General features: G+C 65.9%; 17 protein-coding genes and 1 other RNA gene. 14 read left to right on the top strand and 4 right to left on the bottom strand.

The features are described from left to right. Window positions 1-5: 5 nt before the first annotated feature. From Q0D31_RS19040 to tkt, 3 genes are all read right to left on the bottom strand, one after another. Complete coding sequence (locus Q0D31_RS19040) at window positions 6-1202, bottom strand: phosphoglycerate kinase (RefSeq protein ID WP_291854428.1); 1197 nt, start codon at window positions 1200-1202, stop codon at window positions 6-8. A 135-nt stretch (window positions 1203-1337) separates the two neighbouring features. After that, a complete protein-coding gene (gene gap, locus Q0D31_RS19045) occupies window positions 1338-2345 on the bottom strand; it encodes a type I glyceraldehyde-3-phosphate dehydrogenase (RefSeq protein WP_291854430.1) in 1008 nt (335 codons plus the stop codon). A 139-nt stretch (window positions 2346-2484) separates the two neighbouring features. Then, window positions 2485-4470: a transketolase gene (gene tkt / locus Q0D31_RS19050; RefSeq protein ID WP_291854432.1), complete on the bottom strand. Its 1986-nt coding sequence runs from the start codon at window positions 4468-4470 to the stop codon at window positions 2485-2487. Between the two features lie 381 nt (window positions 4471-4851). Between tkt and Q0D31_RS19055 the strand changes: the two genes are divergently transcribed. The 13 genes from Q0D31_RS19055 (at window position 4852) to ybgC (ending at window position 12826) form a co-directional block, all read left to right on the top strand. Then, window positions 4852-5172: a DUF4164 domain-containing protein gene (locus Q0D31_RS19055; protein WP_291854434.1), complete on the top strand. Its 321-nt coding sequence runs from the start codon at window positions 4852-4854 to the stop codon at window positions 5170-5172. Next, on the top strand, window positions 5169-5552 hold the full coding sequence (locus tag Q0D31_RS19060) for a cell division protein ZapA (protein ID WP_291854436.1): 384 nt from the start codon (window positions 5169-5171) through the stop codon (window positions 5550-5552). The genes Q0D31_RS19055 and Q0D31_RS19060 overlap by 4 nt, the downstream gene beginning before the upstream one ends. A 51-nt stretch (window positions 5553-5603) precedes the next feature. Further along, window positions 5604-5763, top strand: a non-coding RNA gene (gene ssrS / locus Q0D31_RS19065) — 6S RNA. Between the two features lie 101 nt (window positions 5764-5864). Further along, window positions 5865-6440 carry a 5-formyltetrahydrofolate cyclo-ligase gene (locus tag Q0D31_RS19070; protein ID WP_291854438.1) on the top strand — a complete coding sequence of 192 codons (576 nt, stop codon included), beginning with the start codon at window positions 5865-5867 and terminating at the stop codon, window positions 6438-6440. A 3-nt stretch (window positions 6441-6443) separates the two neighbouring features. Next, entirely contained in the window at window positions 6444-7280 is an 837-nt protein-coding gene (locus Q0D31_RS19075; RefSeq protein WP_291854441.1) for a TIGR00282 family metallophosphoesterase, read from the top strand. 124 nt (window positions 7281-7404) lie between these two features. After that, entirely contained in the window at window positions 7405-8151 is a 747-nt protein-coding gene (locus Q0D31_RS19080; protein WP_291854443.1) for a YebC/PmpR family DNA-binding transcriptional regulator, read from the top strand. 284 nt (window positions 8152-8435) lie between these two features. Further along, complete coding sequence (gene ruvC, locus Q0D31_RS19085) at window positions 8436-8963, top strand: crossover junction endodeoxyribonuclease RuvC (protein WP_291854445.1); 528 nt, start codon at window positions 8436-8438, stop codon at window positions 8961-8963. Beyond that, complete coding sequence (gene ruvA / locus Q0D31_RS19090; protein WP_291854447.1) at window positions 8960-9577, top strand: Holliday junction branch migration protein RuvA; 618 nt, start codon at window positions 8960-8962, stop codon at window positions 9575-9577. Before ruvC ends, ruvA begins: the two co-directional genes overlap by 4 nt. Then, entirely contained in the window at window positions 9574-10623 is a 1050-nt protein-coding gene (gene ruvB / locus Q0D31_RS19095) for a Holliday junction branch migration DNA helicase RuvB (protein ID WP_291854449.1), read from the top strand. Before ruvA ends, ruvB begins: the two co-directional genes overlap by 4 nt. 222 nt (window positions 10624-10845) lie before the next feature. Then, on the top strand, window positions 10846-11757 hold the full coding sequence (locus Q0D31_RS19100; RefSeq protein ID WP_291854451.1) for a metallophosphoesterase: 912 nt from the start codon (window positions 10846-10848) through the stop codon (window positions 11755-11757). A 61-nt stretch (window positions 11758-11818) separates the two neighbouring features. After that, the gene (locus Q0D31_RS19105) at window positions 11819-12010 is read left to right on the top strand and encodes a type II toxin-antitoxin system VapB family antitoxin (RefSeq protein WP_291854453.1); all 192 of its coding nucleotides are present in this window, start codon (window positions 11819-11821) and stop codon (window positions 12008-12010) included. Next, complete coding sequence (locus Q0D31_RS19110) at window positions 12010-12381, top strand: PIN domain-containing protein (protein WP_291854455.1); 372 nt, start codon at window positions 12010-12012, stop codon at window positions 12379-12381. The genes Q0D31_RS19105 and Q0D31_RS19110 overlap by 1 nt, the downstream gene beginning before the upstream one ends. Before the next feature lies 1 nt (window position 12382). Further along, window positions 12383-12826, top strand: a complete 444-nt coding sequence (gene ybgC / locus Q0D31_RS19115) for a tol-pal system-associated acyl-CoA thioesterase (protein ID WP_291854457.1) — start codon at window positions 12383-12385, stop codon at window positions 12824-12826. 175 nt (window positions 12827-13001) lie between these two features. Here ybgC and Q0D31_RS19120 read toward each other — a convergent pair whose 3' ends face one another. After that, window positions 13002-14264 carry an MFS transporter gene (locus Q0D31_RS19120; RefSeq protein WP_291854459.1) on the bottom strand — a complete coding sequence of 421 codons (1263 nt, stop codon included), beginning with the start codon at window positions 14262-14264 and terminating at the stop codon, window positions 13002-13004. A gap of 251 nt (window positions 14265-14515) precedes the next feature. On the opposite strand from Q0D31_RS19120, the gene Q0D31_RS19125 reads away from it, so the two are divergent. After that, window positions 14516-15538 carry an MBL fold metallo-hydrolase gene (locus Q0D31_RS19125; RefSeq protein WP_291854461.1) on the top strand — a complete coding sequence of 341 codons (1023 nt, stop codon included), beginning with the start codon at window positions 14516-14518 and terminating at the stop codon, window positions 15536-15538. Window positions 15539-15541 lie beyond the last annotated feature (3 nt).

Genomic DNA, 15541 nt, shown 5'->3' on the forward strand with positions numbered 1-15541 from the left:
TTCGATTAGCGCTGTTTCAGAACTTCCACGCCGGGCAACGGTTTCCCTTCCATCCACTCGAGAAACGCCCCGCCCGCGGTCGAAACATAGGAAAAATCGTCGGCGACGCCGGCCTGGTTCAGCGCCGCGACCGTGTCGCCGCCGCCGGCGACCGAAATCAACTTCTTCGCCTTGGTCCGCGCCGCCGCATGTCGGGCCGACACCATCGTGCCGCGGTCGAACGGCGCCATTTCGAATGCCCCGAGCGGGCCGTTCCAGACCAGCGTCGCGGCGTCGTCGATCGCCGAATGAATCCGCGCGATCGATTGCGGGCCGACATCGAGGATCATGCCGTCGGCGGGGATGGCGTCGATCCCGTAGGCGTGCGAGGGCGCGTTGGCCTGGAAATGATAGGCGACCACGGCATCGACGGGCAGGATGATGGCGCAGTTGGCGGCCTTGGCCTTCTCGATGATGCGTAGCGCGGTCGCGGCAAGGTCCTTCTCCGCCAGCGACTTGCCGACGCCGATGCCCTGCGCGTGCAGGAACGTGTTGGCCATGCCGCCGCCGATCACCAGCGCATCGACCTTGCGGACCAGGTTTTCCAGGAGGTCGATCTTGGTCGAGACCTTGGCGCCGCCGATGATCGCGATCACCGGCTTGGCCGGCGCTTCCAGCGCCTTGGCAAGCGCGTCGAGTTCGGCCTGCATGGTGCGGCCGGCATAGGCGGGAAGCTTGTGGCCGAGGCCTTCGGTGGAAGCGTGCGCGCGGTGCGCGGCCGAGAACGCGTCGTTGACCCAGATGTCGCCGAGCTTGGCCAGTTCGGACACGAAGGCCGGATCGTTCTTCTCCTCTTCCTTGTGGAAGCGGGTGTTCTCCAGGCAGAGGATGTCGCCATCCTTCATCGCGGCGACGGCGTTGGCGGCGGTCGCGCCGATGCAATCGGCGGCAAAGGCAACCGGCTTCTTGACGACATGCCCGAGCGCTGTTGCCACCGGCTTGAGCGAATCCTTGGCGTCGCGTCCCTTGGGCCGGCCGAAATGGGCGAGCAGGATGACCTTGCCGCCCTTGCCGGAAATCTCGGCGATGGTTGGCGCGACACGCTCCAGCCGCGTCGCGTCGGTGACGCGGCCGTTCTCCATGGGAACGTTGAGATCGACCCGCAGCAATACGCGCTTGCCCTTTACGTCGACGTCATCGAGGGTGCGGAAGTTTTTTGACATGGCCTAGAACTCTCAGCGGTCATTCCGGGGCGATGCGAAGCATCGAACCCGGAATCTCGAGATTCCGGGTTCGCTTCGCGCCCCGGAATGACGGTTCAAAAGAATGCTCGGCCCAACGCGGGCATCAAGAATAGCCTATCCCAGCTTGCCCATCGCCACGGCGGTGTCGGCCATCCGGTTGGAGAAGCCCCATTCATTGTCGTACCAGGACATCACCCTCACCAGGGTGCCGTTTTGCACCTTGGTCTGGTCCATGTGGAACGTGGACGAGTGCGGATCATGGTTGAAGTCGATCGAGACGTTGGGCGCCGAGGTGTAGCCGAGGATGCCCTTGAGTTCCTGCTCGGAAGCGCGCTTCATCGCCTCGTTGATTTCCTTCACGTCGGTCTTGCGCTGCGCCACGATCTTCAGGTCGATCACGGAGACGTTAGGCGTCGGCACCCGGATCGCGACGCCGTCGAGCTTGCCCTGCAATTCGGGCAGCACCAGCCCGATCGCCTTGGCGGCGCCGGTCGAAGTCGGGATCATCGACATCGCCGCCGCGCGGCCGCGGTAGAGATCGCTGTGCAGCGTGTCGAGCGTCGGCTGGTCGCCGGTATAGGCGTGGATCGTGGTCATGAAGCCGGTCTCGATGCCGACGGTGTCGTTCAGCACCTTGGCGACCGGCGCCAGGCAGTTGGTGGTGCAGGAGCCGTTGGACACGACCAGATGATCCCTGGTCAGCTTGTCGTGGTTGACGCCGTAGACGATGGTCGCGTCGGCGCCGTCGGAGGGGGCGGATACCAGCACGCGCCGGGCGCCGGCGGTCAGATGCGCCGATGCCTTGGCCTTGGCCGTGAAGATGCCGGTGCATTCCAGCGCGATGTCGACGCCGAGCGCTTTCCACGGCAGTTTGGAAGGATCGCGCTCGGCCGAAACCTTGATCTTGCCGTTGCCGACGCTGATCGAGTCGCCGTCGACGGTGACCGTGCCTGGGAAGCGGCCATGAACGGAATCGAAGCGCAACAGATGGGCGTTGGTTTCGACCGGGCCGAGATCGTTGATCCCGACCACCTCGATATCGGTGCGGCCGGATTCGGCGATGGCGCGCAGGACGTTGCGGCCGATACGGCCAAACCCGTTAATTGCGACCCGGATAGCCATGCGCGTTTCTCCTCTGATAGCTGGCGCCATCCCCGCGGAGACGTTCCTCGGGGGTGCTTACGGCGGATCGCCCGGTTCGGCCGGGCGAGAACGGACAAGATAGCGGTTACCTAGTCCTTTTCCGGGCTAATCTCAACCGTCACCCCAGGCGCTTTAGGGTAGCCTTAACCACGGCTTCGGCGGTAATCCCGAAGTGCAGGAAAAGCTCCTTGGCAGGGGCGCTGGCGCCAAAGCCGTGCATCCCCACGAATTCACCATCGGCGCCGATCACGGCGTCCCAGCCCCAGCGCACCGCAGCCTCGATGGCGATCTTGACCGGCGCGTTGCCGATGATGGCTTTGCGCCGGTCCGCCGGCTGCGCCAGCAGCAATTCGAGCGAGGGAACCGAGACCACCCGCGACGCGATGCCGCGCTCGGCCAGTTGCTTGCGGGCGGCCACCGCGATCTCGACTTCGGAACCCGAGGCAAACAGCGAAACCTTCGCCTCGCCCTGCGCGGGGACCAGTTCATAGGCGCCGAAGGCGCAGGGGTTGTCGCTGGGCGCCTGCGTGCGCAATTGCGGCAGGTTCTGGCGGGTCAGCGCCAGCACCGTCGGACCATCGATACGGTTGAGCGCCAGTTCCCAGCATTCCGCCACCTCGATCGCGTCGCAGGGCCGGAACACGCGCATGTTGGGCATCGCGCGCAGCGCGGCAAGATGCTCGACCGGCTGGTGCGTTGGTCCGTCTTCGCCGAGGCCGATCGAGTCATGGGTCATGACATACACGACGCCGGCGCCCATCAGCGCGGCCAGCCGCATCGCCGGACGGGCGTAGTCGGTGAACACCAGGAAGGTCGCACCGTTAGGCGCGAAGCCGCCATGCAGGAAGATGCCGTTCATGGCCGCGGCCATGCCGTGCTCGCGGATGCCGTAATGGATGAAGCGGCCTTTCGGCGTCTTGGCCGAAAACGCCACCGCGGATTTCGCCTTGTTGTTGTTGGAACCGGTGAGATCGGCGGAGCCGGCCACAAATTCCATCGGCATCGCCGCCGCGATGGCCTCGATGGCGGCTTCGGACGATTTCCTTGTGGCGACATTCTGCGGCGCCTCGAGCAGCGCCTTCTTGTGGGCCCTTAGCGCCTTGGCCAGCGAGGCTGGTCGCTCGTGCCGCATCCGCCGCTCGAATTCGGCGCGCTTGCGGCTGCCGAGTTCGGCAAAGCGGCCCTCCCATTCCTGGCGCTCCGCGGCGCCGCGCTGGCCCGCCGCGCGCCATGCCTTCAGCACCTCGTCGGGCACCGAGAAAGCATCCTGCGAGATGCCGAGCTTTGCCTTGGCGCCCTTCAGTTCGTCGGCGCCGAGCGCCTCGCCATGAGCCTTCGCGGTGCCGGCCCGGGTCGGCGCGCCATAGCCGATCGTGGTCTTGCAGGCGATCAGCGACGGCTTGCCGGACTTTTGCGCGCGGGCGAGCGCCGCGGCGATCGCCCCGGGATCATGGCCGTCGATTGATTCCACCGCCCAGCCTGCAGACTTGAACCGCTTCGCCTGGTCGACCGAATCGGCGAGCGAGGTCGGGCCGTCGATCGAGATGCCATTGTCGTCGAACAGCACGATCAGCTTGCTGAGCTTCCAGTGGCCGGCCATCGCGATCGCTTCCTGCGATACGCCTTCCATCAGGTCGCCGTCGGAAGCGAGCACGTAGGTGTGGTGGGCGACCAGCTTCTTGCCGAATTCGGCGGCGAGCATCTTTTCCGCGAGCGCCATGCCGACCGCGGTGGCGATACCCTGGCCGAGCGGGCCGGTGGTGGTCTCGACGCCCGTGGTATGGAAGTTCTCCGGATGTCCCGGCGTCTTGGCGCCGAGCTGGCGGAAATTCCTGATCTGGTCGAGCGACATGTCCTTGTTGCCGGTCAAATAGAGCAGCGCATAGAGCAGCATCGAGCCGTGTCCGGCCGACAGCACGAAGCGGTCGCGGTCCGGCCAGGCCGGCGCGGCGGCGTCGAACTTGAGAAACTGCGTGAACAGCACGGTCGCGATGTCGGCGGCGCCCATCGGCAGGCCGGGATGGCCGGATTTCGCCTTTTCAACGGCATCCATCGCAAGCCCGCGAATCGCGTTGGCCATACCGGAATGATCGACCTGCGTCATGATGGAAATCCGCCTGAAATGAGGAGCTTGGTTGCGGGTCCGTATCGGGCGAATGACCGCAATACGGGTGTTGCTGGAGGGGAAGCCCGGGCTGGATAGCACCTCAATCCCGCGAGTCCAAGGCGAGCGAACCTGCTTCCGGCGCGAAAAATCGCCCATGGCGTGACCCGGAAGCGGGGCTGCCGGCTGTGCTCCGGCACGAGCAAGGCCCGGCTGGAGAGCGTGCCGGGACGATGTCGCGCGATTGTGATCTAGCGGTGCATAGCTTTGCGTCGCCGTTGCGCTGGTCTCGCTTGCCACGTAAATTTGGTCATCTAACCGCTTGCCGAACCGCCGATTTTGCTGTGTGGCTGGCTTACGCGAAGGTGCGCGCTGTCTCTCATGAGCGATCGTCACGCCAACGGGTCCGGTAACGCCGAGCCGGTCCATGCTGAAATCGACGCCGCGACGCGGCGCTTGATGGCGGCGCTCGACTCCCTCGAGGCCGCTGCCGAACGGCGGCGCGACGCCGACCGTGACGAGAACGAACTGGCGAGCCGGATCCAGGCGCTTGGCGCCGATCGGTCGCGGCTGGCCGACGAACTCGACGGCTCGCTGGTGAAGACGCGGCGGCTGGAGCGCACCAACCGCGAGATCGCCGAGAAACTGGATGTCGCGATCGTCACCATCCGCGCCGTGCTCGATGCCGGAGACAGCGAATGAGCCACATCAACGTCACCATCAACGGCCGGCAATACCGGATGGCCTGCGAGGAAGGGCAGCAGGGGCGGCTGCTGAAGCTCGCCGAAGACCTGGAAAGCCGCGTTGGCGAGTTGCGCGGCAAGTTCGGCGAAATCGGCGACGCACGCCTGACGGTAATGGCGGCGCTGACCGTGTGCGATGAACTGCTCGATTCCAGCCAGCGCATCCGGGCTCTGGAGGATGAACTTGAGACCTTGCGCAATGTTCGGGTCGCGGCGGCCGATCGCGCCAAGGCTACCCAGGCCGCGGTTGCCAACGCGCTCCATTCTGCCGCCGAGCGCATCGAGAAGACCACGCAGATGCTGAACCGCACCATCGGCGGCGGCGTCGCCATCGGCTGAATCGCCGCGTTAACGCTGGCGGACCGGGTCGGTAACGCTTACATTGGGCGTGCGAAGCTGCGTCGCGCGTCAGGAGCCATATATCCCCGGGGCCTTATCGATCCTTTAGGGAACTGTCCCTGGCCGGGTCCGTGGACCCGGTCATATGGTGCCCACCTACTTTCGTAGGGAACTCCGGGATCGAGTGCTTCAACGGCGTCGCGGCCTCGCACTTTTCTGGTTGTTCCAAGGCCTGTTGCTGCCTGCGTGCCGGCTACGATTGTGTCCGCCACGGGTCGCGCGATTTCTATTCCCTGCCGAACGACACATTGCATGTCCGCAAATCCCTCCAAAGCCGACCTTCGCACCGCCGCGCTGGCCAGGCGCGACGCGCTGAGCGACGAGCAGCGCGCCAGCGCCGCGCAGGCGGTCGCCAAACGCGGCCTGCCGTTCGCGATTGCGCCGGGAATGGTGGTCTCGGGCTATTCGCCGATCCGCAGCGAGATCGATCCGGTGCCATTGATGCGAAAGCTCGCCGAACAGGGCGCAAGGCTGGCGCTGCCGGCGGTGCTGTCGCGCGGCAAGTCGCTGGCCTTTCGCGCATGGGCGCCGGGCGCCCGGCTGATGCTGGGGCCGCTTGGCATCCTCGAACCGTCGCCGGCCGCCGCCGAACTCGTTCCCGACGTTATGCTGGTGCCGCTGGCGGCGTTCGACTGCGAAGGCCATCGCATCGGCTATGGCGCCGGACATTACGATTTCACGCTCGCCCATCTGCGCAAGGCGAAGGCCGTCATTGCGGTCGGCGCCGCCTTTGCGCTGCAGGAAATAAAGTCGGTTCCGGCGCTGCCGCACGACGTGGCGCTGGATTATGTGCTAACCGAAAAAAACGCGTTTGACTTCCGGAGCTGAACTTTGCGCATTCTTTTCGTCGGTGACGTGGTCGGCCGGGCAGGCCGCACCGCGATCGCGGATCATCTGCCCGGCATGATCAGGGACTGGGCGCTCGACCTCGTCGTCGTCAATGGCGAGAATTCCGCCGGCGGTTTCGGCATCACCGAGGCGATCTACCAGGAATTGCTCGACGCCGGCGCGGACGCCGTGACGCTCGGCAATCACGCCTGGGATCAGCGCGAGGCGCTGGTGTTCATCGAGCGCGCGCCGCGGCTGGTCCGCCCTGCCAATTTCCCGAAGGGCACGCCGGGCCGCGGGGCGGCGCTGGTCGAAACCCGAAACGGCAAGCGCGCGCTGGTCGTCAACGCCATCGGCCGCGTCTTCATGACGCCGTTCGACGACCCGTTCGCCACCCTGAACCGCGAACTCGAGGCCTGCCCGCTGCGCGAGGCGGCGGACGCGATCGTGGTGGATTTTCACGGCGAGGCGTCGAGCGAAAAGCAGGGCATCGGTTTCTTCTGCGACGGCCGCGCCAGCCTCGTCGTCGGCACCCACACCCATGTCCCGACCGCCGATCACCAGATCCTTGCCGGCGGCACCGCCTACATGACCGACGCCGGCATGACCGGCGATTATGATTCGATCATCGGCATGCAGAAGGACGAGCCGATGCGGCGTTTCACGCTGGGCATTCCCTCCGGCCGGTTTGAGCCGGCGGCGGGGGCTGCGACGCTGTCCGGCGTGGCGGTCGAGACCGACGATGCCACCGGGCTTGCCCGTCGCATCGCGCCGGTGCGGGTCGGCGGCAGGCTGGAGCCGGCGCTGCCGGGATTTTGGGCCGGGCAGGCCGCTGGCTGATCTGGCCCGCAAGCTGGGCCATTGGCCTACTCGGTCGCAAATCTTTGATTTCGGCCGGCCGCGGGCCTATAAGGCCGCGCCTTGACCCGACAATATCTCCCCGCACCAATCCAAGAGACCCTGCATGGCCGGCCATTCCCAGTTCAAGAACATCATGCATCGCAAGGGCAAGCAGGATGCCCAGAGGTCGAAGCTGTTCGGCAAGCTGGCGCGGGAAATCACCGTGGCGGCCAAGCTCGGAACCCCGGACCCCGCGATGAATCCGCGGCTGCGCGCGGCCGTGATCGCGGCGCGTCAGGAAAACATGCCGAAGGACAATATCGAGCGCGCCATCAAGAAGGCGACCGGCGGTGACAGCGAGAGCTATGACGAAATCCGCTACGAGGGCTATGGCCCCGGCGGCGTCGCCGTGATCGTCGAGGCGCTGACCGACAACCGTAACCGCGCCGCCTCAGACATCCGTTCCTTCTTTGCCAAGTCCGGCGGCAATCTCGGCGAAACCGGCTCGGTCGCCTTCCTGTTCGACCGCACCGGCATCATCGAATATGACGCAAGCGCCGCCTCCGACGACGCGATGCTGGAAGCGGCGATCGAGGCCGGCGCCGACGACGTGGCGTCGGGCGACGGCGGCCACGAGATCTACGCCTCGCAGGAAACCTTCCGCGAGGTCGCCAAGGCGCTGGAGGCGAAGTTCGGCGAAGCCCGCAAGGCGGCATTAACCTGGAAGCCGCAGAACACGGTCGCGGTCGACGACGAGACCGGCGAGAGGCTGTTGAAGCTGATGGACCTGTTGAACGAGCACGACGACGTCCAGAACGTGTACGCCAATTTCGAGATTTCCGACGCGCTGATGGCGAAGATGGGCGGGTAGCTGGTCTCCGGCGTCGCTTCACACGCGGCTGTCGTCGCCCGACTTGCCGCCTTCGCTAAAGCTCCGGCGTGCCAGCACGGCAAAGCCTCGGCGAAGCCTTGGCGTAGCCGGGATCGCGCGATCCAGTATTCCAAAGGCCGTGGCGACCAAGCCGAGAGGCCTCGGCGTACTGGATCCCCGCTTTCGCGGGGATGACGTACGGAACGGGCTGAGCCCGACGGTTTGGCGGGGATCACCGTTCTCTTTATGTTTCGTTCACGATGCTCTGGCGTTATCACTAAGCCATGACACCCCCACCGATTCGCCATCCCGTCCGGATCATCGGCATCGACCCCGGCCTGCGCCGCACAGGCTGGGGCGTGATCGAGACCGAGGGCAACCGGCTGGTCTTCATCGGCTGCGGCTCGGTCGAACCGCCGGACGACCTGCCGCTGGCGAGCCGCCTGTTGGCGATCCATGAAGCGCTGGCCGCCGTGCTCGGCGAATTCAGGCCGGCGGAGGCCGCGGTGGAGCAGACCTTCGTCAACAAGGACGGCGGCGCGACGCTAAAACTCGGCCAGGCCCGCGGCGTCGCCATGCTGGCGCCGGCGATGTTCGGCATATCGGTGGCGGAATATGCCCCCAACCAGGTCAAGAAAACCGTGGTCGGCGCCGGCCACGCCGACAAGAACCAGATCGCGGTCATGCTGAAAATCCTGCTGCCAAAGGCGGAGCCGAAATCGGCCGATGCCGCCGACGCGCTGGCGATCGCGATCACCCACGCGCATCACCGCGGCGGCGCGGCGCTGCGGCTGAAGGTGGCCAGCCGATGATCGGTAAACTCAAAGGCCTGATCGACTCCTACGGCGAGGACTATGTGATCCTCGATGTCGGCGGCGTCGGCTATCAGGTGCATTGCTCCGCGCGCACGCTGCAGGCGCTGCCGTCGCCGGGCGAGGCCGCGGTGCTCTCGATCGAGACCTATGTCCGCGAGGACCAGATCAAGCTGTTCGGCTTTCGCAGCGACGTCGAGCGCGAATGGTTTCGCCTGCTGCAGACCGTGCAGGGCGTCGGCGCCAAGGTCGCGCTCGCCGTGCTCTCGACCTTGACGCCGGCCGAGCTGGCGAACGCGATCGCGCTGCGCGACAAGGCCGCGGTGACGCGCACCCCCGGCGTGGGCCCGAAAGTCGCCGAGCGCATCGTCACCGAATTGAAGGACAAGGCCCCCGCCTTCGCCACGGTCGATCCGGCGCTGGTGCATCTGTCCGGCGCCATCGACCATGACCGCGCGCCGCGTCCGGTCACCGACGCCATTTCGGCGCTGGTCAATCTCGGCTACGGCCCGCCGCAGGCGGCGGCCGCCATTGCCGCGGCCTCGCGCAGCGCCGGCGAGGGAGCGCAGACCGCGCAGCTGATCAAGCTGGGATTGAAGGAACTGGCGAAGTGAACCCGCCCCCCCGCATTGTCACCCCCGAGCGCCGCTCCGACGATGTCGGCGACACCGCGCTGCGTCCGCAATTGCTGTCCGAGTTCGTCGGCCAGGCGCAGGCCCGCGCCAACCTCTCGATCTTCATCGAGGCCGCGCGCAAGCGCAGCGAGGCGCTGGACCATGTCCTGTTCGTAGGCCCCCCGGGCCTCGGCAAGACCACGCTGGCGCAGATCGTCGCGCGCGAACTCGGCGTCGGCTTTCGCGCCACCTCGGGCCCGGTGATTGCCAAAGCCGGCGACCTCGCCGCGCTGTTGACCAATCTCGAGGAGCGCGACGTATTGTTCATCGACGAGATCCACCGCTTGAGCCCGGCGGTCGAGGAAGTGCTGTATCCGGCGATGGAGGATTTTCAGCTCGACCTCATCATCGGCGAGGGGCCGGCGGCGCGCTCGGTCAAGATCGAGCTGGCGAAATTCACTCTCGTCGGTGCCACCACGCGCGCGGGCCTGTTGACCAATCCCTTGCGCGACCGCTTCGGCATTCCGGTTCGCCTGAATTTTTACACCGAGGAGGAGCTGGAGAGGATCGTCACCCGCGGTGCCCGCGTGCTCGGCATTGGCATCACGCCTGACGGCGCCAACGAGATCGCGCGCCGCGCCCGCGGCACGCCGCGGATCGCCGGCCGGCTGCTGCGGCGGGTGCGGGATTTCGCTTCGGCGGCGGACGCCAGCTCGATTGATCGGGCCATCGCCGACCACGCGCTGAGCGCGCTGGAGGTCGACGCCGCCGGCCTCGACGCCATGGACCGGCGCTACCTCACGACGATTGCGATGAACTATGGCGGCGGGCCGGTCGGCGTCGAGACCATGGCGGCGGCGCTGTCGGAGCCGCGCGACGCCATCGAGGACATCATCGAGCCGTTCCTGATCCAGTGCGGCTATTTGCAGCGCACCCCGCGCGGCCGGCTCCTGACCGCGCACGCCTTCCGCCATCTCGGCCTCGCCGAACCCGCACGCGATCCCGCGCAGTTCGGGCTGTTCGGCGGCGGCGACAGCGACGATTGACCGCGTCGAACCGGGTCGCGGCAACAGCGCACTAACGTTAAAGCACTCGCGCAGTGCTTGGCGTGCTGCCTTCCGATGAACTTAAGGCCCGCCTCGACGCGCTGATTGGAGACGACCGCTGGTGAGAAGCTGCCGAAGCCCTGCTGACGAACTGCACGAAAGCACCCGAATTCGGGCTCAATCCAGCCCCACCCTGGCCGCGCATCACGACTGAAAGATCACATGGTATCTCGCCGTCATTTTCTGAAGTTCATGGGTGGGCTGGGCGCGCTCGGCGTCTCCACCACCGCTTACGGGTTCAGCGCGCCGGTGGTGCGGCTGCGCGTCGCGCGCTATCATATCTCGCCGCCGAAATGGCCGGCGGGCCTGCCGCTGCGGATCGCCGCCATCGCCGACCTTCACGCCTGCGATCCCTGGATGTCGCTCGATCGCATCGCCGCCATCGTCGAACGCACCAACGCGCTGACGCCCGACGTCATCGTCCTGCTCGGCGACTACGTCGCCGGGCATCGCCACGTCACCCGCTTCATTCCCGCCGAAGAATGGGCGGGTGTATTGGCCGGATTGAAGGCGCCGCTCGGCGTGCATGCCGTCCTCGGCAACCATGACTGGTGGGACGACAAGACCGTGCAGCGCGAGGGGCAGGGGCCGACGGTCGCGCGCCGCGCGCTCGAAGCCGCCGGCATCCCGGTCTATGAAAACGACGTCGCGCGCCTGAGCAAGAACGGTCACCGGTTCTGGCTGGCCGGGCTCGGCGATCAACTTGCCTACATGCCGGCGCGCCGGTTCCGCCCGCTCAAGCGCATCGGCGTCGACGATCTCGGGGCGACGCTGGCCAAGGTCAGCGACGACGCGCCGGTGATTTTGATGGCGCACGAGCCCGACATCGCCTCGCGCGTGACCTCGCGGGTCGCACTTCAGCTTTCCGGGCATACCCATGGCGGCCAGGTGCGCATGCTGGGCTGGTCGCCGATCTCGCCGTCCGGTCAGCAACTGGCCTACGGCCACATCCGCGGCAAATGCGACGTCGTCGTCTCCGGTGGCCTCGGCTGCAGCATCATGCCGTTCCGCCTCGGCGTGCCCCCGGAAATCGTGCTGGTGACGCTAGGCTCCGCCGCGCCGGCGGTAGCGTAGCCCTCGATAGGCATGGAAATCTACATCAATTGATGCTATCTTTGATGCCGGAGGTGGTGCGATGAGAACCACAATTGCGATTGACGACGAGTTGTTCGCCAAGGCCCAGGAATATGCCGGCCTTACCGAAAAATCGGCTGTAGTACGCGAGGCGTTGAAAGCCTTTGTCGAGCGCGAGGCTGCGCGCCGACTTGCGCGGATGGGGGGAACGCAGCCTGACGCCAAGGCGCCGCCACGACGTCGTTTCGACTGATGGTGCTGGTCGATACGTCAATCTGGATCGACCACTTCCGCCGTACCGATTCGCAACTGGTCGAAGTCCTTGATCGCGGCGATGTCGTTATGCACCCATTCGTGCTTGGCGAGCTGGCGTTGGGAAACATCACGGGTCTCGACGGGATGATCGACGACCTCAACAGGCTTGCGCAAGCCACCGTGGCAAGTGCTGCTGAAGTACTGAGATTCATAGGGGATCGCAAATTGTCGGGATCGGGCATCGGCTATGTCGATGCGCATCTGTTGGCTGCCGCGGCGCTGACACCGGAGACGTTGATCTGGACGAGAGACAAGCGGCTGTTCGTTGTAGCCCGAGCTCAATCGCTCTCCGTTGAAAACTGGAAGTAGCATGACGCCCCATCTCGACGGCGAGATACACTGTGGCCGCCACCACATGCAGGTCCGCGTCTACTACGAGGACACCGATTTTTCCGGCATCGTCTATCACGCCAATTATCTGCGCTTCATGGAGCGCGGCCGCACCAACCATCTCAGGCTGATGGGCGCCGGCCAGCAGGCGCTTTTCGAGCAGGCGCACGAGGAAACCCCGGGCTTCGCCTTCGTGGTGCGTTCGATGCAGCTCGACTTCCTGCGGTCGGCGCGCATGGACGATCTGCTCGACGTGGTGACCTGGCCGGTCGCGGTCAAGGGCGCCTCGATCACGCTGGCGCAAGAGGTGCGACGGGCCGGGGAGGTGCTGGTCAGGGCCGAGGTCCGCGTCGCCTTCATCCGCGAGGGGCGGGCGCAGCCGATCCCGAAATCGCTGCGGCTGTTGATGAAGGCCGTGGATTGAGATTGGGCCCTCCGGGATAGACGCTCCGTACCGCTCGGCATGCGTCGGCGCCGGACTGACGCTCCGCGCCTAGAGCATCATCCGGAAAAGTGTGCAGCGGTTTTCCGAAAAGATCATGCTCAAACAAAGAGCTAAAGCGCGATGATGATTCATCCCAATCTCATCGGGCTTCAGGCTAGCGGGCGGGACTCAACGTTGCGCGCTGATAGCGCAGCCACAGCACGGCGCCGGCGGCGGCGAGCATGAACAGCACCGAGAACCAGTTCAGCGGTTGCCAGCCCCAGCGATCCTGCAGAAAGCCCGCCATGAAGCTCGATGTGGCGGTGGTGCTGAACACCAGGAGGTCGTTGAGCGCCTGGGTCTTGCCGCGCTCGTTCGGTCGGTAGCAGGTCGTCACCAGCGTGGTGGCGCCGACGAACAGCAAGTTCCAGCCGACGCCGTTGACGGTGAGCGCGATCCGGAAGTTCCATTCGGAGAGGCCTGACAGCGCCGCCGCGACGCCGATCAGCATCAGCGCGACCCCCCAGGCCATGACAGTCGTGGCTCCGTACCGGTTGATCAAATTGCCGGTGAAGAACGACGGCACGAACATGCCGAGCACATGCATGAAGATGACCCAATGGGCTTCCGCATGCGGAAATCCGCAGCCGACGATGGCCAGCGGCGAGGCGCTCATGATGAAGGACATGGTGCCGAACGCCAGCATGCCGGCCATTGCCGCCGCGATGAAGCGCGGTTGGCTCGCGATCACCAGCAGCGGTCGCGGCGGCGCGACGGCCTCCGTAGGGCTCGCGGTCGACGCAGCCGCCGCGACCGATGGAAAGCGGATGAAGGCCATGATCGTAAAGACGATCAGATGCAGGGCGAAAATGGCGGCATAGGTCGCAAGATAGAGCGGCATCGTCAGGTCGTGCGTCGCGCGCACCAGGCTCGGCCCAATCACGGCGGCGGCGACGCCGCCGGCGGTCACCCACGAAATCGCCTTGGCCCGGTAATGCAGCGGCACCAGTTCCGCCGCCGCGAAGCGGTACATCTGCAGGCATGCCACCGCGTAGCCGAGGATCAGGCCGCCGGCGCACATGATCAGGAAATTGCCGGCGTATAACCCGACGCACATCACGGCGGCACCCGCCATGCCGAACAGCGAGCCGACGCGAAACCCGACGCCTCGGCCGATCCGCTGCATCAGCAGCGCCGCCGGAAACACCCAGATCATGACGCCGATATGCTGCATCGTGACTGGCAGATTGGCGAGATCGGGGCGATGATAGAAAGTGATGACGGATAGCCCCGTCGCCGCGAACATCATGGTGTTGCAGGATTGGCCGATCGCCTGGCAGCAGGCCAGCAGCAGCAAATTGCGGTGCGCGCGCCGGTCGAGCCCCGGCTCCGGATCGGCTTCCGGCGCTAATCCGGCGTGGGGGTTCAGCGCATCCATTGTTGTTTTTGCCCAGATCTCGGGAGGCCGCGCGGCGGCGGGCCGCGGCGAAGCGGTGCCTGACGTTCTCTAGCAAAAAGGATGGCCGCTCAAGCCGGCAGGGGAAGAATCCTGCTGCTTTGGCCTGCGCTGGAGGCATGACTGTTCTGTGAGTGTTGATAGGCCGGTCAGATCGCGTAAGTTCACCGCGCGGGTCAAGCCGAGGCGCCGGCTTGAATTCATGCGGGACCAACCGCCGCCGGGGACAACCAATGCCCGATGATCTGACCTTCACGGTGCAGCGGCCGCCGGCCTATGGCGAATTGACCGATGTCCTGCCTGACATATTCTGGGTCCGGCTGCCGGTGCCGACGGTGCCCAATCACGTCAATTGCTGGCTGCTCGACAACGGTCCGGGCTGGACGCTGGTCGATTGCGGCTTGAATACCGACGACACGTTCGAGATATGGGACAAACTGTGGCGCGGGCTGTTGCGCAGCCGCCCCCTGCAGAACCTTGCCTTCACGCATGCGCATCTCGATCATTTCGGCCTGGCCGGATATTTCGCCAAGGAAATGAAATGCGCGGTGCGCCTGCCGCTGGCCGAATGGCTCAGCGGATGGAAGATGTGGCATGAGCGGGAAGAGGGGGCGGACGAGCATTTCGCGGCCTTCCTGACGCGAAACGGCGCCAGCGATGACGATACCGCCCGAGTCATGGAGGCCCAGCGCCGCTCGAAATTCCTCGGCCTGCGGCCGCCGCGCGAATTCATCCGACTTCGCGACGGCGACGTGGTCGCCATGGGAAAACGGGAGTGGCGGGTGATCACCGCAAGCGGCCATTCGGCCGAACACGCCCTGTTCTATTGCGAGCGCGACAGGATCCTGATTTCCGGCGATCAGGTGCTGTCGCACATGGCGCCCTCGGTGATCGCGCCCCCGGCGCAGCCGCAGGCCAACCCGATGCAGGACTATCTGGATTCGCTGACGCGGCTTGAGGCGCTGCCTGCGGATACGCTGGTGCTGCCGTCGCACGGCCTGCCGTTTCGCGGGCTCCATGCCCGGCTCGCCCAATTGCGCGAGCACCATCTGGCGCGGCTCGACGACGTCGCTTCCGTGATCGCCGGCCGGACCACGGCGTTTGCGGTCGCGCAGGAAGTGTTTCCGCGGGTGCTGTATGCCAGTCCGCGCCAGGCCCTTGGCGAAGCGCTCGCCCATCTGAACATGCTGGCCTCGCTCGGGCGGCTGGCGCGCGAGGTCAACGCCGATGGCGCGATCAGTTTTGCCCCGGTGTGAGAT

The organism is Bradyrhizobium sp., from assembly GCF_022844465.1.
In the GTDB taxonomy this organism is placed as follows: Bacteria; Pseudomonadota; Alphaproteobacteria; order Rhizobiales; family Xanthobacteraceae; genus Bradyrhizobium.